The sequence below is a fragment of the Alkalicoccobacillus gibsonii genome, assembly GCF_016798245.1.
GTDB lineage: Bacteria > Bacillota > Bacilli > Bacillales > Bacillaceae_D > Alkalicoccobacillus > Alkalicoccobacillus gibsonii.
The window spans coordinates 35,882-62,080 of record NZ_JAEUZA010000002.1 but is presented as its reverse complement, the minus strand read 5'-3'; the positions used below and the strand labels follow the sequence as shown (position 1 = coordinate 62,080).

General features: G+C 43.4%; 21 protein-coding genes and 5 tRNA genes. 1 reads left to right on the top strand and 25 read right to left on the bottom strand.

What is annotated here, in order from left to right:
* Window positions 1-26: 26 nt before the first annotated feature.
* Entirely contained in the window at window positions 27-1,232 is a 1,206-nt protein-coding gene (locus tag JNO66_RS07190; RefSeq protein ID WP_203087591.1) for a spr1629 family repressor/antitoxin, read from the top strand.
* Between the two features lie 80 nt (window positions 1,233-1,312).
* Here the strand turns inward: JNO66_RS07190 and JNO66_RS07185 are convergent, their stop codons facing one another.
* The 25 genes from JNO66_RS07185 to JNO66_RS07065 all read right to left on the bottom strand — a co-directional run bounded on the left by JNO66_RS07185 (window position 1,313) and on the right by JNO66_RS07065 (window position 26,170).
* Window positions 1,313-2,329, bottom strand: coding sequence for a sugar kinase (locus JNO66_RS07185; RefSeq protein WP_203087590.1), 1,017 nt, complete (start codon window positions 2,327-2,329; stop codon window positions 1,313-1,315).
* Window positions 2,322-3,077 carry a 2-dehydro-3-deoxy-phosphogluconate aldolase gene (dagF, locus tag JNO66_RS07180; protein ID WP_203087589.1) on the bottom strand — a complete coding sequence of 252 codons (756 nt, stop codon included), beginning with the start codon at window positions 3,075-3,077 and terminating at the stop codon, window positions 2,322-2,324. The genes JNO66_RS07185 and dagF overlap by 8 nt, the downstream gene beginning before the upstream one ends.
* Window position 3,078: 1 nt before the next feature.
* Window positions 3,079-4,182: a DgaE family pyridoxal phosphate-dependent ammonia lyase gene (locus JNO66_RS07175; RefSeq protein WP_203087588.1), complete on the bottom strand. Its 1,104-nt coding sequence runs from the start codon at window positions 4,180-4,182 to the stop codon at window positions 3,079-3,081.
* Window positions 4,160-5,257 (bottom strand): amidohydrolase/deacetylase family metallohydrolase, encoded by a 1,098-nt coding sequence (locus JNO66_RS07170; RefSeq protein ID WP_203087587.1) that lies wholly within the window; start codon window positions 5,255-5,257, stop codon window positions 4,160-4,162. Before JNO66_RS07170 ends, JNO66_RS07175 begins: the two co-directional genes overlap by 23 nt.
* Window positions 5,258-5,385: 128 nt before the next feature.
* Window positions 5,386-7,590, bottom strand: coding sequence for a glycosyl hydrolase 53 family protein (locus JNO66_RS20760; RefSeq protein WP_273753213.1), 2,205 nt, complete (start codon window positions 7,588-7,590; stop codon window positions 5,386-5,388).
* Window positions 7,591-7,756: 166 nt separating this feature from the next.
* Window positions 7,757-9,481, bottom strand: a complete 1,725-nt coding sequence (locus JNO66_RS07160) for a glycoside hydrolase family 35 protein (RefSeq protein WP_246483205.1) — start codon at window positions 9,479-9,481, stop codon at window positions 7,757-7,759.
* A gap of 139 nt (window positions 9,482-9,620) precedes the next feature.
* Complete coding sequence (locus tag JNO66_RS07155; RefSeq protein WP_203087584.1) at window positions 9,621-10,478, bottom strand: AraC family transcriptional regulator; 858 nt, start codon at window positions 10,476-10,478, stop codon at window positions 9,621-9,623.
* A gap of 192 nt (window positions 10,479-10,670) precedes the next feature.
* Window positions 10,671-11,720, bottom strand: coding sequence for a 5-methylcytosine restriction system specificity protein McrC (locus JNO66_RS07150; protein WP_203087583.1), 1,050 nt, complete (start codon window positions 11,718-11,720; stop codon window positions 10,671-10,673).
* Window positions 11,707-13,800, bottom strand: coding sequence for an AAA family ATPase (locus JNO66_RS07145; RefSeq protein WP_246483204.1), 2,094 nt, complete (start codon window positions 13,798-13,800; stop codon window positions 11,707-11,709). Before JNO66_RS07145 ends, JNO66_RS07150 begins: the two co-directional genes overlap by 14 nt.
* A gap of 86 nt (window positions 13,801-13,886) precedes the next feature.
* A complete protein-coding gene (locus JNO66_RS07140) occupies window positions 13,887-14,798 on the bottom strand; it encodes a hypothetical protein (RefSeq protein ID WP_203087582.1) in 912 nt (303 codons plus the stop codon).
* Between the two features lie 394 nt (window positions 14,799-15,192).
* On the bottom strand, window positions 15,193-15,672 hold the full coding sequence (gene rlmH / locus JNO66_RS07135) for a 23S rRNA (pseudouridine(1915)-N(3))-methyltransferase RlmH (RefSeq protein WP_203087581.1): 480 nt from the start codon (window positions 15,670-15,672) through the stop codon (window positions 15,193-15,195).
* Between the two features lie 70 nt (window positions 15,673-15,742).
* Complete coding sequence (locus JNO66_RS07130; protein WP_203087580.1) at window positions 15,743-15,901, bottom strand: CxxH/CxxC protein; 159 nt, start codon at window positions 15,899-15,901, stop codon at window positions 15,743-15,745.
* Window positions 15,902-16,046: 145 nt separating this feature from the next.
* Window positions 16,047-17,327, bottom strand: a complete 1,281-nt coding sequence (locus tag JNO66_RS07125) for a S1C family serine protease (protein ID WP_203087579.1) — start codon at window positions 17,325-17,327, stop codon at window positions 16,047-16,049.
* A 241-nt stretch (window positions 17,328-17,568) separates the two neighbouring features.
* Entirely contained in the window at window positions 17,569-18,111 is a 543-nt protein-coding gene (locus tag JNO66_RS07120) for a GNAT family N-acetyltransferase (protein WP_203087578.1), read from the bottom strand.
* 28 nt (window positions 18,112-18,139) lie between these two features.
* Complete coding sequence (locus JNO66_RS07115) at window positions 18,140-19,738, bottom strand: MGH1-like glycoside hydrolase domain-containing protein (protein WP_203087577.1); 1,599 nt, start codon at window positions 19,736-19,738, stop codon at window positions 18,140-18,142.
* Window positions 19,739-20,019: 281 nt separating this feature from the next.
* Window positions 20,020-20,814 (bottom strand): MBL fold metallo-hydrolase, encoded by a 795-nt coding sequence (locus tag JNO66_RS07110; protein WP_203087576.1) that lies wholly within the window; start codon window positions 20,812-20,814, stop codon window positions 20,020-20,022.
* Between the two features lie 18 nt (window positions 20,815-20,832).
* Window positions 20,833-21,696: a two-component system regulatory protein YycI gene (locus JNO66_RS07105; RefSeq protein WP_203087575.1), complete on the bottom strand. Its 864-nt coding sequence runs from the start codon at window positions 21,694-21,696 to the stop codon at window positions 20,833-20,835.
* Window positions 21,683-23,014, bottom strand: coding sequence for a YycH family regulatory protein (locus JNO66_RS07100; RefSeq protein WP_203087574.1), 1,332 nt, complete (start codon window positions 23,012-23,014; stop codon window positions 21,683-21,685). Before JNO66_RS07100 ends, JNO66_RS07105 begins: the two co-directional genes overlap by 14 nt.
* Window positions 23,015-23,016: 2 nt before the next feature.
* Window positions 23,017-24,837: a cell wall metabolism sensor histidine kinase WalK gene (gene walK / locus JNO66_RS07095; protein WP_203087573.1), complete on the bottom strand. Its 1,821-nt coding sequence runs from the start codon at window positions 24,835-24,837 to the stop codon at window positions 23,017-23,019.
* Window positions 24,837-25,550, bottom strand: a complete 714-nt coding sequence (gene yycF / locus JNO66_RS07090; protein WP_203087572.1) for a response regulator YycF — start codon at window positions 25,548-25,550, stop codon at window positions 24,837-24,839. Before yycF ends, walK begins: the two co-directional genes overlap by 1 nt.
* 191 nt (window positions 25,551-25,741) lie before the next feature.
* A tRNA-Thr gene (locus JNO66_RS07085) sits at window positions 25,742-25,814 on the bottom strand.
* Between the two features lie 3 nt (window positions 25,815-25,817).
* A tRNA-Phe gene (locus JNO66_RS07080) sits at window positions 25,818-25,893 on the bottom strand.
* A 20-nt stretch (window positions 25,894-25,913) separates the two neighbouring features.
* Window positions 25,914-25,990 (bottom strand) — tRNA-Asp (locus JNO66_RS07075).
* A 7-nt stretch (window positions 25,991-25,997) separates the two neighbouring features.
* Window positions 25,998-26,072, bottom strand: a tRNA-Glu gene (locus JNO66_RS07070).
* A 25-nt stretch (window positions 26,073-26,097) separates the two neighbouring features.
* Window positions 26,098-26,170 (bottom strand) — tRNA-Lys (locus JNO66_RS07065).
* Between the last annotated feature and the right edge of the window lie 29 nt (window positions 26,171-26,199).

Here is a 26,199-nt window from a genome sequence, read left to right as displayed (position 1 = left end):
TTTAGATAAGTAAAGGGAGGGCGCGCATGTTTATTGGTGAGAATCTTACAAATCTCCGTATCATGCATGGATATTCGCGAAAACAGCTCTCTGATATGATAGGTGTAACCGAACAGGCCGTTTGGCAATATGAAAACAACTATACATCACCAAAGCTGCAAGTCGTTCAAACACTAAAAGAGATCTTTAAAGTAAAGAATAAATATTTTTACTCAGACGATATCTTATCGAGAACGGCAGGGTCAGAAAACATACATGTGATGAACATTGCGTATCGTTCTAAAGTTGTGAATGTCCTATCAAAAACACAAGCAGAAGCAAAACATTTAGAGTATCTCGATACATTTGTCGACCAGATCACAGCAAGATTACGATATCCGACTATGAAGATCATACAGTTAAGAGATGAAGTCATTCGGTATTTAAATATAACAGATGATAGTAGGCCTGAACAGATTAATACAGTAGCAAAACTTGCTCGCGAAAAACTTCAGTTCAGAGACTACACCAACGAAGACTTACTTTTCTTGATTGAAAAAAGTGGCGTGTTTGTCTTTGAAAAAGCAATTGGTTATGAAATTGATGCGTATAGTCTATGGACGAACAAGGACCGTCCGTACATTATTTTAGGGAATATCAAGCGTTCTTCTGCTCGCAGAAACTTTGATATCGCTCATGAGCTAGGACATCTACTTCTTCATTATCGTACTGAATTTACTAGCTTAGACCGAAAAGAACATCGAACAATCGAAAAAGAAGCCGATCTTTTTGCCGGCATCTTTCTATTACCAGAAGATGAGTTCAGAGCTGATGTAAAAACGATCATGCATCCAACGAATCCTGATGCGTACATTGACTTAAAAGAAAAATGGAATGTATCACTACAAGTACTAGGTTATAGATCGGCGCATTTAGGCTTGATGACAAGCAAAGATCATCGTAACTTCTATGCTGCCCTTCATAGAAAAAGTTATTTAAAAAGAGAGCCTTTAGATGAGGTTATACCCATACAGAAACCAATGAAGGTGAAAACAATCATTGATTTAATCTCAAATAAAAACCTTTTAGATCTTCATCAGTTGTTGGAAAGCGATTGGAAAGTCGAGGAATCATTTCTTCATCGTTTAACTGGAATTGATGCTACATTCTTTAGTAAGTATCTAGTGCGTCAACAAGATTTTGGCTTAGAGAATTTAGTTCATCTATCTGATCGAGTGTCTGAACGGATATAGCTTATGCCCTATAGTAGAGATGAGTCTCACTATAGGGTATTTTTTGTATAGACAGTCCATAAAATCTGATTCTTTTTTTACTACCTTCTAATATCGCCACCCTGTGACGTCATCGCTTCAAAGATATCCTCATCGGTTAACATGGGTGTGTCACCTACTGTTGTATGCTTCAGCATCCCTGCTGTTGTCGCAAACGCAACGGTTGTTTCAGGTGACAGCTCCTCCAGTTCTCCATGGATAATGCCACTCGTAAAAGCATCTCCTGCCCCAATTCGATCATGCACGGTGAAGCTCAGTGTGTTCGAAAAGGTAAATTGCTTGTCCTTGTATAGATAGCCCCGTAACGAGTGTGTCTGATCCTCGTGAATTGTGCGATGAGTACCTGCAATGACACCAATAGAGTAGGCTCCGGCCACAACTGGAATGAGCTCTTTCAGCTGTTCGGTGCGATCTGTCTGATTTGTTTGCATGTTGAGCACATGCAAGGCATCCTTCTCATTCATCATCACAATGTCAGCCATTGCTAGTAGCTGTTCGTAGTAAGGCTTTGCTTTTTTATAGCCATCTTCCCCCCACAGCGAAGGGCGATAGTTACAGTCAAAGACAACGAGTCCACCACGATCCTTCACAGCTTCTGCAAACCTTCTGATATTCGTTCGAGCTGTCTCATTCATAGCAAGGGTAATCCCGCAAAAATGAACAACATCAACGCTCTCCGCTATCCCATCAAAGTCATAGATCGAGTCAGGTGCGGTGTTGAAGCTACTCTCTAGCCGGTTTGAATAGGTCACTCGACTTGGTCTTGGACCAACTCCATTCTCTAAAAAGTACTGACCAAGATACTGACCCCATCGTACAAGGTAATTCTTAGAGATGCCTAGCTTTCCCAGATAGCTCACAGCGGCATCCCCAAGTGGATTGGCAGGTAAAGCTGAAACCAAATACCCAGCATGACCATAATGAGATAAGGCAGACACAACATTCACACCCGTTCCTGAAAACGAGTAATGGAGTGTATTCGCCTGAGATAACAGCTCAAAGCCAGGAACCTGCAGTCGCATCATCACCTCACCAAAGGCTGCAATCCGCTTACTCATGTTCATCAACCAATTTTTTTATCGTGAACATCAGCTCTTTTACATCCTCAATGTTCGTGTTACCCGATTCCTTATCAATAATCGATGAATACACGTGAGGGATCACCTTTGGCACGCCTGCCTCCAGAGCAATTCTTAGGATCGCCTCGAAGTTCTGCTTATCAATGCCACCTGTTGGTTCCAGTGCGAACCCTGCTTCTCCACACGCCTTTGCCACGGCACGATATTCCTCCTCTGTCGCTAAGCCCTTCATCGGAAAATACTTTAATGCATTCCCTCCCATGTCTCGCACTAGGGCAATCGCTGCCTCAACCGGAACAATGGCCTGTTCCTTCTGCTTGGCAGAGATTGGCCCTGTTGAAAGATTCACATAATCTGGCTTACCTGTTGGAGAAACGAGCGCATTAATCCAGCTTTCGTTACCATTTAGATTCGCACGAGTAGCTCCCACAGACGGAAGCACCTGGTTAATATGACTGCCTGAGTAGTGCGTAGCAATCTCAGCCACGATCGCCGCCTGACGATTATCTCCCGCTCCAAGCCCAATGGAAACAGCATCCTCAATCGACTCACCGTACTCCTTCATAGCTGTTACCGCTTCGTCTACGGATGGGTAATTCTTAGAAAGCACCCCAACGACAACATACCCCTCTGCTGCTTGAAAAATGTCCTTCGCATTGTCTACACTGTTTGCTAGCACGTTCAGAGCCACTCTGTCTTTATAAAAGCGTTTTGATAAACTCGACATGTTACTGACCTCCAATAAGCTGACGTATTCTGGATTCCAACACCTGAAGATCATCGCCACTGAGCGGGCGAGGATCAATATCAAAAAAGCCTTCCCGCACGCCGTAATCACGTGTGTAGATCGCGATGTCTCCTGTGCGAAGGGACTCAGCAAGCTGCATGGCATTTATTCGTGCTGCGCCTTCATCTATCTTCACTCGCGCCCTAAAAATACGACGACCAGCTTCATCCTGGACTATGTCTACCGAGACACCCGCTAGCTCATTTAACGCAAGAAGGATCTGTAAGTCCTCCTTCTCCTGAGTGCTTGTATCCTGCTTTTCTCCAAATTCATCTAACGCTTGAAGTAAGCCAAAGGTCGTTTCCTTGCCAACCTTCATGCTTCTACCAATGCCTTTTAGCTGCACCTTTATCCAGTCAATGTACAGCTTTCTCCCAGCAACCAAGCCTGAAGTCGGTCCTTCAATGGCCTTTGACCCACTATAGATCACAAGGTCTGAGTAACGAACGTATTTTTGAAGATCCTCTTCTGCCGCCGCATCCACAATGAGCGGAATCCCGTTTCGCTTCGCTACGTCCCACGCGTCCTCCACTGGAATCATGTTCTTTTGCACAGCGTGATGAGACTTCACGTACACAATGGCTGCCGTCCTCTCTGTGATCGCTTCTTCAATGTGATCCGCTGTCCCCTCATTTGCATAGCCTGCCTCAACTAATCGGCCCCCACCTAAGTAGATCATCGTTTCAATAGGGGCGCCGTATTGCACATTGTGGCCTTTTAGCATAATGATTTCGTTCTGTACTAATGGCTCCTGATGAAGTCGTAAGCTTTTACGTATATTTCCCTTTGTAACAAGGGCCGCAATGGATAGAGCGATTCCACTGGAGGCCGAGTTCACCACAACGGCATCCTCTGAACCCACAATGCCTGCAACGTACTGACCAGCTCTATCCACTAGATCCGCAATCTCCACATACTGCTGTCCTCCCTGTGACATCGCCTCCATCACCGTATCTGATGCCGTCGAGGTTCCTAGAATGGTCATTCGTCCGCTTGCATTAATCACACGCTTCAACCCGTACTTAGCACTTAATGTATTCGCCACGAGCAAATACCCCCTCTGCCGTAATTGTTTTTGTTGAAACTCTTTCTTCTCCTTCAGAATCAATAAGTGTAACCTCTTGATCCTGGACCGAGAATAATGTTACGTTCGCTGGCTCTCCCACCTTGATATGAGCAAGCTCCGGCTTCCCTAGCCATCTAGCAGGATTCACAGTGACCCCGTCTATGACCTCTTGAAGGGAATAACCGAGCGTAAGAAATTTTGTTAATAGATTTGCCATACTATATACAGGCCCACCAATTCGATTCCCTCGATACATATCCGTACTGATCGTATTGAACTGGATCCCATGTTCCCGAGCGGCCTCAGCTACTTTAAATGAAAAGCTCGCTGTACCATGCCCGACATCTAGCTGAACACCTCGTGCTAACGCATCACACAAAACAGAAAGCGGTTTCATATTGTCGTTAAATAAATTATTTTTCTTACCGTTTAAATAATGAGTAATCACATCATTCGCTTCTAATAAGGGAACGATCTCTTCTATGTCCGGAGGACCCGATCCGATATGTACCATTAAAGGTTTTCCTGTTTCCACAGAGAGTTCCCGTGCTACTTGTAACGGCTCCAGACCCGACTCACCAACGACTGATCTGCTCATACGTGCCTTTAATCCAACAATGAAATCATCATATGTGCTAACCGCATCCCTCACAGCCTGACGATCAATCCAAGCTGGATTTGAAAGCTCATCCACACGCTCCAAGCCAATCCTCGAGATATTTAAGAAAGCCAACACATTGGTCTTCGCCTCTCTAGCACTCGCGAGTAATTCGTCGATTCGGTTTGCACCCGTACTCCCCGCATCAACAATCGTTGTTACACCTTGCTTCACACCGATCTCATCAACTTCATCGCCGTACGGCTCCAATTCAGGAAACGCATGAACATGTAAATCAATCCACCCACTGCATACATACATCCCTGTGCAGTCGATTACAGCTCCCTCGCCTTGACCCGGCTCTACGATCTCAACAAGTATTCCTTGATCGATCACAAAATCTATCGCTTCTCCAGTTAGCTTCATCACATTCCTCAACACGATCCGATCTTCCATGGCCTCCACCTTTCTCACTAAGCCATCTACCTCACGTTTTCAAGGTTTAACATATCATGGTATGAATTTTCTGTAAACGAATGTAGTAAAGAAAAAAACACCGCAGCGAAGGCGGTGTTTCTAGATCTTTACTGCTCTAGCAGTAACCTCGTTTTCTTCTCCAATTCTTCCTTCGCATGAGCCGTGATATGTTTACTTTGTTTATCCATCTGCGTGAGGAGCTTGTTTAGGAAATGCTCGTACTGTCCTGTTCTTCCTGCATCATAATGATGTCTGGCCTGCTTCAAGCTATTCTGAAGCTGTGACACAAGCGGCCCCGTTATGTCACCGGAAGCGATATAGCCCTCAAGCGTTTCCGATAGCTGCTCATTTAAGTCATGCTGATCGACATCACCAACACGAACGAGACTGAAATCATCGATGGTTCCCCATGCATTGGCATTTGCTGATACATTTCCTCCAATGGTTATATCTCCATCTAACACTAGAATCTCGTTTATTTCAGGCTGATCCCAGTTTTTCCAACCGCTAACTCCCGTATCCTGCCGATAATCTTCCTCTGATGTCTGTGCGTAAAGATACATATCTGATTCACTTGCATCTCCACCTTGGATAAACATAGATAAATCGTAGTATCCAGGCTCCAACCCAGTGATGTGCTGCTCTATCTTAAAATCAACTTTTTCCTCTGAGTGAAAATGTAGCGCATAGCTTCCTGTTCTCGCATCGTTTGGGTTGTTCTGAAAGCTTGTGTGTGGACGTAGCCCTTCACCATGCGTAATCTCCCACATCGTTCTCTCACTATCTTCAAAACTAAAATTCTTCACAAAATTCTCTTGGTTGATTTCGAGATATGCTTTTACTTGTTGTCCGTCTTCTACTGTTCCATTGATGACATATGACCCGATCCCATTTTCTAGAGCCTGCTGGAATGCATCCTCGTCCCAGCTTACTGGTACCTCCTGAGTGCTTCGATCATTAAAGCTGACTATTACCGTTGCAGGTAATGTGGCCGTTTGACCAAGGTTCATTTGGAGATAAACATCGTGTATTCGATCAATCTTTAATTCTGCCACAGCTCCAGTGTAGACATCTTTGAATACATTGATTGATGGTAACGGATGGCCATGATAATCAAACAATCCTTCGTCATCAGCTGACGTCCCACCATAATATTTGCCCGCATCCTCTGGATCGTAGGCAGCTGCGTAGCTTGATGCCCAACCAGAGCCATGGATTTCCCGAATATCGTATAGCTCGTCCTCCGTATATCCAGCAGGATCAATCCAAGCTGGCTCCCAGTAAAACACACCGATACCCGCATCTCCAATACTCGCCACTGCATCAATTGCATCTCTGATCACATTTGCTTGTCCTTGTACGGAGATTGAATAACCCGGGACTTCCTCCGTACCTATCGGATCTCCATTCCGGTCTTCGTTTGTATACGAATACGAAACCTCTGCCATCATTACTTTTTTATCATAGGTATCCGCGATCTCATTAAAAATGGTCGTCAGGTTCTCTAATGTTCCGTGCCAATTCGGGTACCACGAGCTTGCAAAGACATCATAGTCTACATTCTGCTCGTCTAATGTTTGAGCAAAGAATGCGTATCTTCCTTCTCTTTCAGGGTTCGTAAAATGTAAGGCAATCAGAATATCCTCGTCCACTTCCCTTACCGCCTTACTTCCCTCATCCATCAACGAAGTGATATTAGACCAATCATATTCACCAGCCAGCCCATTTGTTGTTTCATTCCCAATCTGAACCATCCCAATGTCTATTCCTTCAGCAAGCATTTCCTCTAAACTATCCTTCGTAAAGTCATATAGCTCAGCTTTTTTCTCTTCGAAACTTAGATCCTCCCATACTTTAGGTGGGAACTGTTTACCTGGATCCGCCCAAAAGTCAGAGTAATGGAAGTCTACTAATACCTTCATTCCATTTTCTGTGGCTCGTTTTCCAATTTCAATCGCCGTTTCTAGATCATTATTCCCTCCGCCATAGCTGTTCCCTTCCGCATCGTATGGATCATTCCATACACGCACTCGCACGTAATTGGCTCCTGCCTCCTTGAAGGTCTGAAACACATCCTGTTCTTCCCCGTCTTCGTTGTAATAGACCGTTCCGCTATTTTCCATAGCAATCACACTCGATATATCGACACCTCTAATAAAATCCTCATCTAGTCCCTCTACCTTCTCTACGAATAGTTCAGATTGTACCGGTTCAGAGGCTGCGTTTGCTATGCCAGCCTGTCCAGCTAAAGTCGGTATCCCTAAGACTGCAACAGCTAAACAAGTACCAAACATTCTCTTGAATTGAATCATCATTCACTCTCCTCGTTTCTTTTTTTGCGGTCATTCTTTTGAATTCACCCTAATTATAAGCGCTTACATTAATGTGCGAGTACGAAATTCTTCTAAGAACATATGAAAATTTGAAACCTCCATGAGAAAGAACCCAGTCATTCCAAGGAATGCTACTGGGTTCTGTTTAACCTAGCTTAGGCTGATCGACTAAGGTGATCTCCTCCGTCGTCGTGCCCTCAAGCTCTAGTATGGTAATCGTATTGTCTTTTTCCTTTAGTAACGGCCCAGGTACGTATAAGGTCCGCTGTGGTCCCATCGCGTTCCAGTACCGACCTAAGTTAAACCCGTTGATAAATACATTCCCTTTTATAAAGCCTTCCGTGTCCACAAACGTATCGTGACATTCACCCGCATCAAAGGTTCCCTGATAGAACTTAGGAAAACGTTCCTCTTTCCCTCCTGCATAGTCACTAGGAAGGACATCTAGCTCAATCACATGCATCTTCCAATCAAACCAATATTGCTCCCCTAGCCAAAGGTTACGAGTGATTCCTTTTTTGTCTGTTAGATGCTTACCATAATTAGCTCGCCCCATGTTCTCAACAAGGATTTCCAGCGTGTTCACTTCATTCGGAAAGTGTAGCTGCACGGTTTTCTCTTGATCGTTAATGTAGATCGTCTTCTCCAGCTTCCCGTTTATATACACATAGGCACGGTCCCGGATCGGCTCTGTATCTAACGTTAATTCCCCTTTTCGGTTCACTTCCGTTTGATATAAAATAAGCCCGTATGCTTGTCCGGCATCCTCCATGGATAGCGGAACCAAGTGTTCTTTCACAGAGCTAATTTCCTGTAAGGTATCGAATAAACTGACGGACTCCTGTAGTTTTACAGAACCATAGCTTTTTGTTGGGATCTCATTTTCGACGTCTTCCGGTACATCTACGTATTTCCGTAAGACAGCTTTCACATCTCTGTACTTCTGAGTGATGTCTCCGCTCTCCGTTAACAAGCTGTCATAGTCATAGCTTGTGATGGTTGGATAATACTCGTCATAGTGATTCGCACCATTCATGAAGCCAAAATTCGTGCCCCCGTGGAACATATAGACATTCAGTGAAGCATTGATCTTCATTAAGTCCTCGAACACATTCGCAGCATCTTTCGGATCTCTTGTATGATGCTCGCCTCCCCAATGATCAAACCAGCCGATCCAGAATTCAGCGACCATTTTCGGAGAGCCAGGCTTATATTGTTCTAACGTATGAAAGGCTTCCTCTACCCTTGAACCAAAATTTAACGTCGTTGTTACATCTGGTAACGAGCCTTGTTCGATAAACACCGGCCCATCCGAAGTAAACAGAAACGTATCGATTCCATGCTTTTTGTACTGCCCTTTGAAAAATTCAAGGTACGCTTGATCATTTCCATACGCCCCATACTCATTTTCAATTTGCATCGCAATAACCGGTCCCCCGTGCTTACTTAAATGCTTCTCAATCTTTGGAAGAAGTACATTAAAGTACTCTTCAATATGACGCAAAAACGCTGGATGACTGGAGCGAAGCACCATATCTCCTTCTGCTAATAACCACGCAGGCAATCCACCCATTTCCCACTCTGCACAAATGTATGGAGACGGCCTGACTATTACGTACAATTCTAGCTTATGAGCCGTTTCAATAAACGTCTCAAGATCTGCGAGACCGGAGAAATGAAACTCTCCTTTTTTAGGCTCATGGACATTCCAAGCAACATAGGTCTCCACCGTATTCAAACCAAGTGCCTTCAGCTTGCGGAGGCGGTCCTCCCAATACTCAGGCACCGTTCGAAAGTAATGAATGGCTCCAGACAGCACCTGAAAAGGCTTGCCATCTAACATAAATTCTCCGTTTTTAGCTTGCAACATAATCATAACCTCCTACGATCACTAACTAAGTGGATACAGCTAATATTAACCGCTTTCATTGTATTATAGTATGAATATTTTCCATAGTTATATGAAAATATGAAAGCAATGATCATAATCGCGGATCAACCAAAAAAGACTACCCCTCACTCGGCAGTCTTCCTGATTGATGCTGATAGCTTTGGCGATAGACTTTCGGTGTCATCCCTTCGATTTTCTTAAAGGTCGCAACAAAATTACTGACATCATTAAAGCCTACAAGAAAGGCGATATTCTTTAGCGGCACATCCGCATTCTGAATTAAAATCTCCTTTGCCTTCCGAATCCGAAGCTGAATCAAAAAGGAATAGGGACTCATGGTAAACGTATGATGAAACAACCGATTCAAATATTGCGAGCTTACATTCAAATACGCAGCCATATCATTCAGACCAATATCCTCCGCATACGCCCACTCAAGCCACTCCACCAATGGCCGAAGCTTGTCGTAGTTATTCGATAACGAGGGCTGATTATTCACTTTGCCGTGCTTCCGTAGATGAATCAGAAAATCATATAAATGACTAGATAAGTCTAGCTTCGAAAACTCCGCATCCTCTTTAATCTTCTCTAGCATCCCCTCAAGAATCGAAGCAAACCGCTGGTCCTCCAGATCCGTATACAAGGAAGACTCATTTAACGTTAACGCATCCAGAATGGAGACCACCGATGCCCCGCCAAACGTCACATAAACCGTCGACCACTTCTTCCCCAACGTAATATACTCATGAGGCGTATAAGGCTTCAACAACACCCCACGCCCCCGAGACAGCCGATGCTCCTGCCCATTAAAGGAAAACATTCCTTCCCCCTCAATCGTCTGCAGCCAATGATACTGCGGATACCCATCCGGCCGCGACCAATCCTGCTCCCACGGATTGTAGCCGATACTCTCAACGAATAAGGGGAACGTGTCTACGATTGTGGAGTAGGTGTATCGTAATTTTTCGTTGTGCATGTTTGGACCTCCTTGGTGGGAAGCTTGCTTTGTGGTTTTATTTTATCACTTCTTTTTATTTTTGGAATTTCGAGAGGTCAGGATGGGCTCGGAGTACATCAAGTTCTTTTAATGCTTTTCTACCAATTCACAGTTTCAATATAAAAAAGGAACCAATCGTGTATCTGATTGACTCCCCCTTAAACTATAACTTTAATTAAAATACCTTTCAGCAAACCCTATCAACTCGTCCTTAATCCCACTAAACTCCTGATTCAAATCAAGCGACACCACAAAAATCTGGTTCCCCATCATCGAATACGTATGGTCCGGCTGGTTTAAGGCATTCGTCTTTGCATATAACAGCATACCGCCTACTGTTTCCTCATCAGACGTCCTCTCCCAGTTCATCACATATGAAAAGATCTGATAGAGATTACCTGTTTTCTGCTTCGCTGCGCCACCTTCAAAACGCGCGACCATGTTATCGGTATAAAACTTCGTATCAATAATTAACGTTTGGTTACCCTTCTTCAAAACCACATCCGTCCGCATAATGGGCAACGCGTCATAATACTCGTCATCTACCTTCCAACGAAATTGTGGACTTGATACGTGATAATTTGTTTCACGCTTGTAAAAGGCAAAAACAAACTTCTCATACAACGCAGCAAGCCTCTGCTCATCCTGGATCTGCCTCATCGACTCCGAAGTTGAACTCTCATCCAGTAACAGCTCCTCATAAAGATATCTGCACACATCCAGCACAAACTGATAACGAATGTTCTGCCGGTTGTACTGGATCAGACTCCATAATGAGAGTTTTAGCTCTACATCAGAAACTTCAGAGAAGTAAGGGAGCAACCCATGAAAAGCTCGCCGCTTTTGCTTGTCTATGTGAGAGGAACGCGCTAAGTAAACCAACGTCGCTTTGATCATCTGGTTAAAGAGAATATCCTCAGAAAACTCATCGTAGACAACAATTAGCTTCTTATTAACTAACGCGTTCTTCTTGATCGTCGCGTTCAGATCAATCTTGCCCTTCACCACATTGGACGCTTCCTCAAACCGCACATAATCCTTTAACAAGCCCCCACGGATTAATACAGGAATACCAATTAATAAGATTTCCGCATAGAGGTCCTTCACATGCTCAAACGACTCAGAACCGACATCCTTGTACTCACAGAGATGTAGTGTCTGATAGGCGTAGGAAAGCATATGGTAGATGTTACGAATGGAGATGTTCTCATTCCGCTCCATGGATCGAATCTCTCAATCGTTTTGCCCAACCATTTGCCTTCTGCTCATCATCAAACCAATACTCAAGAAGCTGAGGAATAATCTCAAACTCAATGACTTCCTCCACACGACTTAACGAATTCACCTTATACGCATCTCCTACAAAGTAGCTATGTCCAATCTGGAAGCCTGTCCCGAGTTCACTCACAATCTGTTGATTTAAAAGCTTCACTTCCTCAATGACGCGCAACAGCCCCATTGGATCATCCAGTTCATTCACATACGACTGGAATGTCTCGTTCTCAAAGGCCGGCTTCATTTCAATAAAGGAAAAACGTCGTCTAAGCGCATAGTCAAGCAACGCTAGGCTTCGATCCGCTGTGTTCATCATGCCAATGATGTATAAGTTAGGCGGAACCGAGAACTTCTCGTTTGAATACAGAAGATTCACCTGCTCTCCTCGCTTATCTGTTTCAATTAACATCATCAACTCACCGAAGATCTTACTCATATTCCCCCGATTAATTTCATCGATAATAAAGAAATACTCACGTTCAGGATCACGCGCAGCCTTCCTTGCAAACTTCACAAATGGCCCTTGTTTCAGCTCAAATCCATCTCCATCTGCTTTAGGACGGAAGCCTTCAATAAAATCTTCATAGCTGTAGCTTTGGTGGAATTGAACCATATTAACGCGGCTCTCATCCTTTTCTTCCATCATCACGTAAGCTAGACGCTTGGCGATAAAGGTTTTCCCGACTCCTGGAGCACCCTTCATGATCAGGTTCTTTTTATTCTCAAGAACAGAAATCGTTCGTTTTAATTCCTCTTCATTAATAAAAACCTCTGAAAGGAATTCCTCGGTCGAATAAGGATCGTTCTCGAGTATCGTAGGTTTTGATTCGATGTAACGAATATAGTAATCAATCGCACTTCCAGAAACCCCTTTATAGCGTTGATACGACTCATTAGCAATCACAACATCTCTTAATTGCTTCAGTTGATCCGTATCTTCTTCTCCAAAAATAGACGTTTCAAAATAAGATTCAATATCTTGGAGAGCGTTGATTTTATGTGAGATGGTCTTTTCATTTAAGCTCATTCCAGTATCAGTCACTTGATTCGTTAACCAATTCCGGAACTCATTCACTTCAATTGTTTTTGAATCAACCACTGTATCATCAAGCACCTGTTCAATCTCTTGAATCAGATCTGGGTATCTATTAATGTTGGTCACTGTTTTCTGAGGCATATTATGACGCAGGTTCCATCGACCGACTTGCTTCCAATCTACGTCTCTACGGTGCTTGTACTCATCTTGGTCCTCATCAAACTGATATTCACCAACAATCACACCACTAGCGACAATTTGATTCATTCCCGCTATCACATAAACAAGATCGCCAACCTGCATTTCATGGTAAAAGTCCCAAACCGCTCTCGTATCATGAGTAGGATATTTCCCATTGTCACGATGCTGCGTGAGAACTGCTGCAACTCGTTCCTTACTCTCATACTCTTTGAGATCACCAAGATAATCCCAACCAATCGCAATCACATTCTCAGAGTGAAAAATCTCCCGTAACCTTGCCTGGTCTCCCGAAGAGATCAACCAGTAATTAATGCTGTCATCAATGCCTTCTATATCCGCCTTTTTCTTTTTCGGATAGCTTAAATTAGGATTTTCGCTATAATATAAGTAAATTAAATACGATCGTAACAACACGCCCCAATCAGGAATACCTCCTAGATTCGTAGGCTTGCTTCTCACACCACGTTCAAATTCATCTTCAGCAAATTTCTTCCTAAACTGAATACGCTTTGCACCAAAGTCTTTAGGGTAACGAGGCACTTTCCCTTTCACAATGCGCTCAACATCATTGTCTGTTTGTTCTGTCATTTGTTGATAAACTTCTTTGAACTCATCATAAGATTGGTAGTCGAAGAAGTTATCCTTGTATCCAGATGCAAGGTCAAATTGATTGAGTAAGGTACCCAGCTTTTCTAGATAAGGAGAATACCACATTCCGGTTTTCTCACCTAGGTTTTCGGTGACCCAGGATTTGTAGTTTTGTTTCTGAGTGTAATTAAGCTTGTCCAAGGTAAGCCTCCTATGCAATTAGTTATTTATATTTCTCTACTTCCAGAAAATAAATTTAGAGTAATAACGTCACTTATATAATAGAACTATTTATCTACTGAACTAATAAACAGGGATGAAAAATATGACACAAAAAAGCCAATAACAATCACATTAATTATAAAACCAACTCCGTATTCAAATAGAATAATAAAGCTCTCTGGTTGAGCTAAAGTTACTAATTCCATACTTGAAGAATTATAAAATGGAATCAAGCCTTTGGAAATTAACAAAAGAAAATGTATCCAAGTTATAACTGTATTATCATTTGATAGATTCACAATATCCTCTTGAGTGAAAAATCCAAAAACATCATTATGTGTAAAATAATAAGAGCCAAAAGATATTCCAGTAACACATAGAATTAAACTTACACCAAAAATGATATTAAATAATTGAAACCATTTATTTTTAAAATCCCTTAATACACTTATTATTAATAGCAAACTGTAAAAACTTGTGAATAAAACTGTAATTATTATAAGTAAGTAATTTTCAGGTTGTTCTAAGACAACTACTAAAAAAGATGATGAGAATTGAATTAGAATTGTTAACTTTAAAATATATGGAGATATACTATCATACTGATTGCTAGACCTAAACAATAAGAACAGACCAAAGAAAAACATTAATAGTATGACAACAGTATATTTAGAAGGGATTTTTGAACCAATCTCCGAACTGTTTACGAAAGCAATAAGGGTAATGGGTAAAAGAATAATTAGTAATTGACTTTTAATTTTATTTTCCTTCTTAATGTATCCCCATATTGTTGATATGTTTAAATTAAGACTAAATACAAACGTTTTTCTTTCTTTTTTTTCCTTGTTTTTGCTTTTTATTTTGTTAAGTTTGTCTTTAAACCGCTTAAACCAACTAAGTATATTTATAAAATAAGGGATAACTAACAACAGAAACAAGATAATAATTATTATTCCTAAGATAAAGTCTAAGATCATATATACCCCATCCTTATAAGAAAACTTATGTTGACTAATTAAATTCTTCTAAAATGAAAATAATTTTTATCCATTCAATTTACTTAAACTCTTAGGAATATGAGTTATTTTTTATTTTACGGCACTCTAAAAATAACTTAAGTAGATTTTTTTAGCATCTAAAGTAACTCAAAACTCATTTATTAGAGATATCTTTTTAAAATCTTTTTGTTTCTCTTAAGTTGTTGTGCAACGTAGTGAGTCTCCGTACACTAACTTCTTAAACTATGAATCTCATTATTGATATGTTTAAATATATCAATATTCCACCTAATTATACATAATTTTCATATTAAAATCAAAAAAGTCTAACTAATATCATCAGTTAGACTTTCTATTGAAATTTCAATTTTCATTATTTATGATACGGTTCCCCCCGATTAATCCTAAACCCCCGATAAACCTGTTCCACCAATATCAACCGCATAAGCTGATGAGGAAATGTCATCTTCGAAAAAGACAGCTTCTCATTGGCTCTCTTCAGCACTTCGTCAGACAATCCCAGCGATCCTCCAATGACATAACAAATCTTACTCTTCCCATGCAGGGCGAGCTGGTTGAGGTTGGCTGCTAGTTGTTCGGATGTTTGCATCTGGCCGTCGATGGCGAGTGCGATGACGTGGGCGTCTTGTGGGATTTTGGCTAGGAGGCGTTCGCCTTCTTTTTGTTTGATGATGCGCATGTCTTCTTGGCTTAGGTTCTCGGGTGCTTTTTCGTCGGGGACTTCGGTGATGGTGATCTTGGCGTAGGCACCGAGTCGTTTGGTGTATTCGTCGATGCCTTGCTTGAGGTATTTTTCTTTTAGTTTTCCGACCGTTAGAATGGAGATATTCACAGTGTTGATGGCTCCTTTTTCATTTATTATCCACAGAAGTTATCCACATATCAACATTGTGGGTATCTGATTATTTTGTCACGGAGTAAATGGCTTGATTTTTGCAGAAGCTGCAGGCTGTGGATAAGGCTTGTTCTTGTGTAAGCTTTTCCATGACCGGGAAGACTTCATTTTCATCAACAACAACGTCGAGGGCAAGCTCAATATGCTCGTCGCATGCGTAATACATAAGATATCCGTCCTTTCGTTTTCAACGATATTATACCACAGGTTAGGAGCTGATCCTAACGATTGTGGATAGGTGTGGATAACCTTTTACACAGGAAAAAAGCAGTGCCGGCGATCGGTCACTGCTTTTTTGTGGATATCTAAAATTAGAAGCTTTGTGGCTCTTGTAGCTGCACGTCGATGTCTTGTTTGTTACCGTCTCTGTAAAGAGTGACAGTTACGGTGTCGCCGACTTTTCTATCTGTGTAAAGGAAGCGGCGGAGGTCTGCGCCTTCGTTCAGATCTTCCCCATCAATTTGAACAATCACATCATATTCCTGTAGTCCGGCTTTTTGTGCAGAAGAGTTTGGAGCAACGCTTGTCACTACCACTCCATTTTCAATGTCTTCCGGCAGGTTCAATGTGCCTGTACGGTGCTGAACTGGAATATCTGCTAGAGAGCGGATCCCTACGCCAAGCTGAGGGCGTTTGACTTCACCGAATGTTTCTAGATCGCTAATGATTGGTTCAGCGACTGCAGTTGGGATCGAGAAGCCGATTCCTTCTACTGCGCTTTGTGCAATTTTCATGGAGTTAATTCCAATCACTTCACCATTTATATTAATCAGTGCGCCACCACTGTTACCTGGGTTAATCGCTGCATCGGTTTGAAGAACCTCAGCGTTCCAGTCTGGTTGTCCGTCACCATCAAGGTCTACAGGAATGCTGCGTTCTGTAGCAGAGATAATTCCTTGTGTTACGGAGCTTGCAAAGCTTTGACCAAGTGGATTCCCGATTGCAATTGCAGGTTCACCGGCACGTAGGTTTTCTGAGTTACCGAATGTTGCAACGGTATCAACGTGCTCGTCATCGATTTCAAGAACAGCAAGGTCCGTAATTAGGTCTGCGCCAAGTAGAGTGGCTGGGACGTCTGTTCCGTCTGTTAGTGTGACGGTTAGTTCGTTTGCGCCTTCAACAACGTGGTTATTCGTAACCACATATGCTTTGCCGCCTTCTTTTTTATAAATGACACCTGAGCCCGTTCCTTCAGCGGCCTCTTGTTGAGAGAAGATATCGCTCTGCTGCATGTTTGTTACACCAACCACGGCGTCTGATACTTTTTCAACGGCATCTGTGATACCAGAGCTAACATTTAAGTTAACGGCTTGGGATGGTTCTGAATTGTCGATCTGCGTGCTATTCACCTGTTCGTTTGGTGTATTGCCATCAATTTCGTAAGGAAGCCAGCCTAAGCTTGAAAGGGCAGGTGTTGACATCACCACGATGAGTCCACCGAGTACGGCCCCTCCGAATGCAGAAAGTGCGGTGCGTCCTTTGCCCTTCTTCTTGCGGTAACGTTCCTGTGGTTCTGTATGTCTTGGTTCCGATGAATACTGTCCTTGCTGTGTTGATTTGTTATTTGGGTCTTGAGAATCATAATAGCCCATCTTGTCTTACCCCTCTCTGTCTCCTTGGGAGTATAATGTCTTGCTTTGATCCTATTATAACGCTAGATTCAGCGGGGTCTAGTTCTGCGAATTGTTTTTGTACATTTTTGACAATGCTCAGATAGTTTGCAACAAAGATGACGCGAACTTATGCAAATAGACGCAAATTGCGGTGAGACTTTTAGCCTAACTGCACATGTATAGGATCATGTTTCCACATTCGAGAGGGCGTTAAACCTGATTACGATTCTGTTTTTAAATTAGAATACATGAGCACGTCCTGGTACGCACCGGCAAAGTATTCGTATTGGCGCAGCCGACCTTCTTCAATGAAGCCATGCTTTTGTAGGATCTGTCTGGAGCCAGTGTTTGCTGGATCAACAATCGCCTCAATTCGTTGCAGCTCGTATGTATGAAAGCCATAGGAGAGGACTGCCTGGATCGCTTCACTAGCAATCCCTTTTCGCCAATGAGCGGGATGTAGCTCAAATCCGATCTCGGCACGACTGTGTTGCTTTGCTCGGTTTAGAAACCCACAGCTGCCAATGACGATGTTCTCGTCCTTTAATGTGATTCCCCAGCGGATGCCCTTCCCTTTTTCACGAATGGAGTGATACCAACGGATCTCCTCATCTGCAATTGCCTTGGGTGATTCATAAGGATCAAGAGCCATTTGCTTGGTGACCTCTGGATCGGATAGGTATTCGTACATAGCTGTCGCATCAGCTGGTGTGATTTCTCTTAAAATCAGTCGTTCAGTTGTGATCGTTGGAAATGGTGTCATATGCTCGGCTCCGTTCGTTGGTTTGATTTTATTCATAAGTTGGTGAAACAATGCCGGGTGATTGGGTGGTAACCCATGCTCCCGCTTGAAGCGTTTGGATCTCGTTTCCTTTGATTTGAAATGGATAGTCGGTTTGTTGATACGTGAGTGTGCCTTTGATTGTGCGCACGGACATACCGACAATAGAGATTGATTGATCTGCATTGTTTAGGATGAAACGGATGCCAGCAGGAAATGTGGCTAGCTCCTCGCGATCCTTGTACAGGGTGCAGGTTTCGTTTATGTGTGTCAGCGTATATTCGTGATCGTTGTGATGTCTGCTGTATGCCACCGTATGTTGTTCGTGTTCCTGATGGAATGGATACGGCGTCAAGCCAGTGATCCACAGCTCCCCATCTGGTCGAGGCAGGATGCCAGAGAGGCGCTCGATGTAATCAAGCAGGCACAGGATCGACGGTGAATAGATGTCGGTAAAACCAGCTTCACCTGTCCACGGATGGAGCGTTTGTGGGAAGCGATCCATGTGCGCGAACGCCGTTAAAATTGGCTGTAGCACCCACGAGAGTTCCACGTAATGCCCATGTGCTTCAAAGGCATGTGGAGCACGGATCAAACTTAGGAAATTACTTGTGCCAGACCAGCTGTTGTACGCCGTTGATGTCGGGTCAAATCTCGGATCATCAAGTGCAATGGACGTGAATGGATAAGCTGAGAAAAACTTTTTTGTATTGAGGAGATAGCGGCTGAGTGCTTGTTTGAAAAAGGCATCATCTCCGACTTCGCAGGCAAGCACACGCAGCAGCACATCCGATTGAACTTTTACATGCTGATGGTTTCGGTCGAGATCATAGAAAAAGTGATCGTCTTTATGATAGCAATGCTCCATCAGACTGTGGAGGCTTTGATCGGCGAGAGTGAGCCAGTCGTGAGTCTTATCTTCGAGCTCAGCTGCTATTTTTGCTAGATATAGCCTTTGGCAATACACATTCGCCGTGAGATCCGGTGCAAGAAACGGGAGATGCGGTGAATCCGGGTGGCACTGGGTTGCATTACCTGTGTGCGGCACATCAGGTGCATGCCAGAAGCGAGGCGAGCGATCATGCCCGGTATCAAACGTTGAAAAAGCTTCGACGCAGCCGGTTTGGCGAGTGTTCCGGTATGTGGTGAGCCACGTGTCATACTGAGCCATGGCATCATACATCTTTTTCAGGAATGCTGTGTCGCGGCCGTTGAGCTGGTAGTGTGACCAGACACTTCGTGCGAGCGGTGAAACAAGCTGGATTTGGCGGTAATTCGGTCCGTCCGGCGTTACTTTATACGGGATGAGGCCGTCTGCGCTTTGATGGGTGGCGAACTGCTCGAATGTGTGTTGTGCGATGTCGGGTAAAAAGCGCGAGAGGATCTCAGCATTAATGGTGCCGGTGCTCTCAAGCCAGGTTCCGTGATAGATTCCACCTTCATGTAGCACGGGTTTGCCATTGCCGTGGTCTTTAATACATTGATTGAGCTGAACGTGCGCCTTCGTTACCATCGCTTCAAGCTGGTTGTTGGTTGACACAAAGTGTGTCGTGCGGTCAGTGGTTTGGTCGATCTGATCATATAAACGAGATAGGATAGCCTGCGTCATCGTATTCTCCCCTTGTATGATAGGTTTGAGATTAGTGTACCTGTTTATGAGGGTGAAGGGGGATGTAATTTTGGTTTGAACGGATGTATTTTGTGTGGGACGTGATGTATTTTCTGTTTTCTCGATGTATTTGGGCTCCAACGTGATGTATTCACCTTTTTCCTGATGTATTTTCCCTCAATCGCGATGTATTCACCCCATTCTTCTTACTAATGCTCCTTCCCTTCTTGCTAAATCTGCGTAACAAAAAAAGACCCAGCATCAGCTGGATCTCCTCATCTCTAAACCACCGTTAAAGCGGTAGGCTTTAATGGATCGGTATCATATAATTCAAATTGCTCGCCAACGCCCATGCCTTGTTCACGCAGGCTCTGCTCAACGGTGAGTCGGGCGAGGTCCTTCATGTTGTTATCAAGGCTAAGGTGCGCGAGGTAGATTCGGCTTGTTGTATCGCCGATCACGTCTGTGAGAGCAAGTGCTGCATCTTCGTTGGACACGTGGCCAACATCACTTAGGATGCGACGCTTCACGTTCCAAGGATAACGGCCAATACGCAGCATGTTTAAGTCATGGTTCGATTCAAAGACAAACATGTCTGCTCCTTTGATCGTTCCTTTAATCCGGTCACTCACATAGCCCATGTCAGTCGCAATGACTAGCTTGCGACCGTTGTGACGAAACACATAAAACATCGGCTCAGCCGCATCATGGGATACGCCAAAGGATTCTACTTCCAGATCACCGAAGCTACGTACGGTTTCCATATTAAAATGGAACTTTTGATCAACTGGAATGGTGCCAAGATTACTTTCCATGGCGTTCCATGTTTTTTCGTTGGCATAGATCGGTAGTTTGTGGCGTCTGGCAAAGATACCGACACCTTTTATATGATCACTGTGTTCATGGGTAACCAGGATCCCGTCAAGCTCCTTGGGATCACGATCAATTTCCTGAAACAGCTCGTCCATCTTTTTTCCGCTGAGGCCAGCATCGACCAGCAAACGCTGTGTGGGTGTTTCCACATACATGGCGTTTCCTGTACTGCCACTAGCCAATACACTAAATCGCAAGGCCATAAGTGGCCTCCTTTCCGGTTAATCCTCTATCATCTCTTCTTCATCAGACTCACGTTCCTCATCAGGCTCTACAAGGTCAAGATCAAGAGATTCTTCCTCTTCATCGAGGATTCCTTGTTCTTGGACAGTCCCTTCAAAGGCATTAACGAGATACGTAACCTCGCCCAGGTCCTCGCCTTTATCGACGACGATTCGCATAATTGGAGCAAAGACTCGAGACTCTTTAAAAAAGCTGTAATAGCCTAGCTGAAAGTCTGTGACCCGTTGATTCATCGTTATATATTGTTGATTAAATAACGTTTCAATGGCACGTAAGTTTATGAGTGTATCCTTTGGATCTCCTTGCTTCTCGAAATTCCAATACTCCTGCTCATAGGCATACACTTCATTGTCCGTGTTCACAAGTAATCTTAAGGGCTCATTCTGGTTCGTGAACACAGGCAATTCATCGAATATCTGATCAAGGTAGATCACGTTATTCTCTTCTCGAACAAATTGATATTCATCCCCGTTTGTTACATAGGCGGTTAGAAACTGATTAAGGGTTTCTCGTTCTTCGCCAATCGGAAACGGATCATCTAGCGTTGAGACGATGGTTTGCTCATCTTTGAGCTCTGCCGTTTGCCCGTTTAGAGCAAGTGCATCAACGTCCGTAGAATTTCTTTTTTCCTTTTCGCCAACCAGATATTCGACTTCTTCTAAGTCATCTGGAAGTTCGACATCAATACTAATTTTGTTTTCTCTCAACCGATCCTGTGTGCTATTCCCACTGATCAGGCTCAGTTGATTTTCGTCATTCACTTCGTAAAGCTGATAGCCAAGAAAAAGGTTTAAGAGAAGAAAGGTCATAATGAATACCGTTTTGGTTCTACTCCAATTCATTTGCTCCTCCTTCTGCCGGAACCTTCTGCCAACCATTACTGTTAGACGTAAAGACATACCATGCTGGTTCAAACGTGACCAGTCCACGCTGGTTGTCTTGATCAATCATTTCATATCCAACTCGTACATCCTGAACATTCGTCAGATCAAGGTTCTCTGCTGCCTCAAGCTTTTCTAACACACTCACACCCGATTGTAGCTCTATATTCTGTTCATCAATTGGCGTAGGGTCAAGCTTGAGGAGCGGTCGTTCGTAGCTTGTAGTCTGCGTGCCTGACTTTTCAACCTGAATGGTCATGCTATCCCGACTGTTTTTAAAATTAAAGACAGGTAGATTGTTCACGAATAGACGGTACACCGCCGATTCTCGCTCGTTTGATTCTCTCCACCTGCTTAAGACGTAATCATTGGTCCAGCCATGATGATTATTAATGTAATCAAAGCTTGTTTGTGGAATGCTGCTTGTTGATGAATTCGTTGAATCTGAGATAGAAGAGTTTCGATAAGTCATGAAGTTCTCATTATCTCGCAAATTCAAGATTCGAGTCCCATCAGTATAGGTAAATTCCCCGTTACTTTGACGATAGTTTCGAACCGTTTGTGGGTCAGGGAACAAGGTCTTTGTAATGTCATCTGCCGGTACTCGTTCGGTTGAGTACTGCTGACGTGCATACGCAATCTCACCAGACGGGATATAGATATTTTCTTGATTTAAGATATATGAATCTGTATTTGGCTCATTCACTGTAATCGCAGGAACGGCAGTATCATCATCAAGAAATCGTTGGAGATCAGATGCTTGAAAGCTAGTCGGAATCTCAAACGGCGCCTTATCCCCCGAAGAGTAGACCTGTAGCTTTACTCCATTGTCAGGTTCGTCTTCGTACAGAAGAACCCGATCGACTCCACGGAGAGGAAACTCATCCTCCTGGCGATCCTGAGAGAACAGACTCATAAACATACCCATAGGAATACGATCTGGAAATACAAACTCAATGCCTGTTGTTACATCCGTTTGTGGAAAAGCATTGGTCTCATATAGATCAGCATTTAAAAGAGTTTGATAGATCTCATCGAATAGCTCATCTGTTTCAAGCACCATAAAGCTTTCTCCAAATTGATGCTTCACAATTTTACTTGGTCGAATCACGTCCTGAATCGACTTTTCCTCACCAATTTCGTTTACTTCTACTGCTTCGGAATCCTGTTCCATTAAATCCGGCTTATAGGTCCAGAGAAAGTAAGTTAAGACTAAGCTTAAAAGGACCAAAAATACGAGTAACCATGTTTTAAGTCGTTCATAATATAGCCCTCTCACGTTCACATGTCTCCTCCCTTAGATGTTGAGTAGGGTAATGTGAAGTAGATGGTTGTTCCTTCGCCGTACTCACTATGCACCCAAATGTCTCCACCGTGGGCTTGTACCAATTCTTTTGCAATCGCCAAACCTAGACCTGTTCCACCGATATTACGCGCTCTGGCACGATCGACACGGTAGAATCTGTCGAATATTTTCAGCTGACTTTCCCGGGGAATACCCATCCCTTGGTCAGCGATACTTACGCGCACATGATTTCCCTGATGGAGCAGGGTGGTTGTAATGTTTGCGCCCTCAGCTGAATATTTTAAGGCGTTAGAAATAATATTGTCCAATACTTGAATCAGCTTATCCTGATCCATTTCGACATAGCTTGGTTTTTTCGAGATATGTCGATTTAATTCGATATTCTTTTCCTGGGCAATAATTTCAAAACGATCGAGTACTTCATGCAAAAATTGTCCAAAATCAATCCATTGTAGATTAAACTGATAATCTTCGCTGTCGATTTTTGAAAGCTGAAGCAAATCATTTACGAGTCGAATCATACGTTCCGTCTCATTTTGCGTCACCTTTAAGAAGCGAGGACCCATTTCCTCGTCTCGCATCACGCCATCCTCTAATGCTTCAAGATAGCTCTTCATCGTTGTCAGTGGTGTACGTAGCTCGTGTGACACGTTCGCTACAAACTCACGTCGTTCCTGTTCAATCTTTTCTTTTTCTGTAACATCATGAAGAACGGTGATGAGTCCATTGATTGGCCCCTCATCCTCTTGTATCACAGAGAAATTGGCTTCAAGTAGGTATTGCCCTTCTTCATTACTAAAATCAAGTAGAAGGGAGCCTGAGTGATCATAGAGGTCATATACCCCATACGTATCTGTCAGCTGAAGCACATCTGTTAACGGCTGACGCATCACTTGCTTACTAGAAACACCTAATAGCTCTTCTGCGCGTTTATTTAAAAGAATGACTCGTCCATTTTGATCGGTCGCAACCACACCATCAGTCATATTTGAAAGCACAGAGCTTAGTCGCTTTTGCTCACGATCACGAGTTAATGTCGCATCATGAAGCTTCATTGTCAGCTGGTTAAAGGATGTTGCCAGCTGTCCGATCTCATCTGTACTATATACCTTTACCTGGCGCGAGAAGTCCCCGTGACTCATACGTAAGGTTTGCTTCCGCATCTCCAAAATCGGCACAATAATCGTACGCGCAAGTAAAATAACGAGAATCGCCGATATGATAAGAGCAATTGTCGTTCCTTTAAAGAGAATGCTATTAATCTCACTAATTTGCGTATAGATATCCTCAAGTGATGCCTGAATGTAAATGACCCCAAGCACCGTTTCATTGTCCTGCATGATCGGAACAGCCATAATACGGAAACGCTCATTATTCGAGTCTTTTACCTCACCCTCCTCGGTTGAACCAAGTAAGGCACGTTTGACTCGAATCTCATTATTCCGCATTCCAATCTGATCCCGAGCGCCAGTATTTGACGTTCCGAGAATCACTTCATTCTTATCAATTACTTGTACAGTTGCATTATCAATCGTAAAGAAATCACGCAGAAGCGCATTAATTTTATCGGTAAGCTCATCACGCTCTTCAGGTGGGTTACCCATCAACTGAGTCAACTGATAGTTTAACAGCGTAGAGCGCTCGCTCAGTACATCAAAATGGTTCTCTAAAAGATCCTGCTCAAGCTGCCTCGAAAAGTACACACCAATCACTTGAACAGCCACAAGGATTAAAAGAACATAGGCGATAATCAGCTTAAACTGAATCGATTTAAAGAAGCCAATCCTTCTATCCATCAGGACTTCTCCTGCTCCTCTGGCTCTGGTTCATTTAAGAAATATCCGACTCCACGACGGGTAATAATCCACGCAGGAAAGCTTGGATTGTCTTCTACTTTTTCACGCAAACGTCGTACGGTTACATCGACGGTCCGTACATCTCCAAAGTAATCATAGCCCCATACAGCCTGAAGCAAATGCTCTCTGGTCATGACTTGGCCGAGATGCTTGGCGAGATAGTGGATCAATTCAAACTCACGGTGAGTCAGCTCAATTGGCTCCCCACGTCTCTTAACCTGGTATGCATCGGGATAGATCACTAGACTTCCAATAACAAGCTCTTTCTGAGCCGGCGCTTCCTCCGTTGTCTTTTGACGACGTAGGTTTGCTTTCACACGTGCAAGAAGCTCTCTAGTACTGAATGGTTTTGTTACATAATCATCCGCGCCAAGCTCCAGCCCTAGCACTTTATCAATCTCCGAATCCTTAGCGGTTAGCATAATGATCGGAATATCATAGCTTTTTCGTACTTCTCTACATACTTCCATTCCATCTTTATGAGGAAGCATAATATCCAATAAAATTAAATCAGGCTTTTCCTGTTTAACTTGTTCCATAGCCTCAACGCCGTCATAGGCACAGACGACCTCAAATCCCTCTTTTTCGAGGTTAAATTTTAAGATATCTGCAATGGGACGTTCGTCATCCACAACGAGAATTCGTTTATCCATTAACAAGTCTCTCCTATTCTGTTCTAGCTTCTTTTAGTTTAACACAAATAAACCCGTGACCAAACGACATCCATATGTACCGTTGCACGGGAAAGCTCATCTATATACGTTCGTTCAAGATCATTACATGCCACTCGTACAAAAAGAACCCTCAATCAAGTATTCATGATGAGGGTTCTCTAGCGAATGAATGCCGGCCAGAGGACTTGAACCCCCAACCTACTGATTACAAGTCAGTTGCTCTACCAATTGAGCTAGGCCGGCAAATGGTGGCTCAGGACAGAATCGAACTGCCGACACACGGATTTTCAGTCCGTTGCTCTACCAACTGAGCTACTAAGCCACACTACTATTCAAATAAAATGGCGGTCTGGACGGGACTCGAACCCGCGACCTCCTGCGTGACAGGCAGGCATTCTAACCAACTGAACTACCAGACCGAATAAATGGTGACCCGTACGGGACTCGAACCCGTGATACCGCCGTGAAAGGGCGGTGTCTTAACCGCTTGACCAACGGGCCACTATGTAAAGATTTTTCAAAGAAGTGAGCCATGAAGGATTCGAACCTTCGACCCTCTGATTAAAAGTCAGATGCTCTACCAACTGAGCTAATGGCTCATGTTTTTAACATGTTGTCTTTGACGACA

What these genes read in the sequence shown, in the direction of transcription:
- JNO66_RS07185 (WP_203087590.1), bottom strand. Translation starts at nt 2,329, where the DNA reads ATGAGTAAGCGGATTGCAGCCTTTGGTGAGGTGATGATGCGACTGCAG.
- yycF (WP_203087572.1), bottom strand. Translation starts at nt 25,550, where the DNA reads ATGGATAAACGAATTCTCGTTGTGGATGACGAACGTCCCATTGCAGAT.
- JNO66_RS07120 (WP_203087578.1), bottom strand. Translation starts at nt 18,111, where the DNA reads ATGACACCATTTCCAACGATCACAACTGAACGACTGATTTTAAGAGAA.
- JNO66_RS07160 (WP_246483205.1), bottom strand. Translation starts at nt 9,481, where the DNA reads ATGTTGCAAGCTAAAAACGGAGAATTTATGTTAGATGGCAAGCCTTTT.
- JNO66_RS07155 (WP_203087584.1), bottom strand. Translation starts at nt 10,478, where the DNA reads ATGCACAACGAAAAATTACGATACACCTACTCCACAATCGTAGACACG.
- JNO66_RS07105 (WP_203087575.1), bottom strand. Translation starts at nt 21,696, where the DNA reads ATGAATTGGAGTAGAACCAAAACGGTATTCATTATGACCTTTCTTCTC.
- JNO66_RS07110 (WP_203087576.1), bottom strand. Translation starts at nt 20,814, where the DNA reads ATGGCCTTGCGATTTAGTGTATTGGCTAGTGGCAGTACAGGAAACGCC.
- dagF (WP_203087589.1), bottom strand. Translation starts at nt 3,077, where the DNA reads ATGTCGAGTTTATCAAAACGCTTTTATAAAGACAGAGTGGCTCTGAAC.
- JNO66_RS07130 (WP_203087580.1), bottom strand. Translation starts at nt 15,901, where the DNA reads ATGTATTACGCATGCGACGAGCATATTGAGCTTGCCCTCGACGTTGTT.
- JNO66_RS20760 (WP_273753213.1), bottom strand. Translation starts at nt 7,590, where the DNA reads ATGATTCAATTCAAGAGAATGTTTGGTACTTGTTTAGCTGTTGCAGTC.
- JNO66_RS07125 (WP_203087579.1), bottom strand. Translation starts at nt 17,327, where the DNA reads ATGGGCTATTATGATTCTCAAGACCCAAATAACAAATCAACACAGCAA.
- JNO66_RS07150 (WP_203087583.1), bottom strand. Translation starts at nt 11,720, where the DNA reads ATGGAGCGGAATGAGAACATCTCCATTCGTAACATCTACCATATGCTT.
- JNO66_RS07140 (WP_203087582.1), bottom strand. Translation starts at nt 14,798, where the DNA reads ATGATCTTAGACTTTATCTTAGGAATAATAATTATTATCTTGTTTCTG.
- JNO66_RS07170 (WP_203087587.1), bottom strand. Translation starts at nt 5,257, where the DNA reads ATGGAAGATCGGATCGTGTTGAGGAATGTGATGAAGCTAACTGGAGAA.
- JNO66_RS07115 (WP_203087577.1), bottom strand. Translation starts at nt 19,738, where the DNA reads ATGACGCAGGCTATCCTATCTCGTTTATATGATCAGATCGACCAAACC.
- JNO66_RS07190 (WP_203087591.1), top strand. Translation starts at nt 27, where the DNA reads ATGTTTATTGGTGAGAATCTTACAAATCTCCGTATCATGCATGGATAT.
- walK (WP_203087573.1), bottom strand. Translation starts at nt 24,837, where the DNA reads ATGGATAGAAGGATTGGCTTCTTTAAATCGATTCAGTTTAAGCTGATT.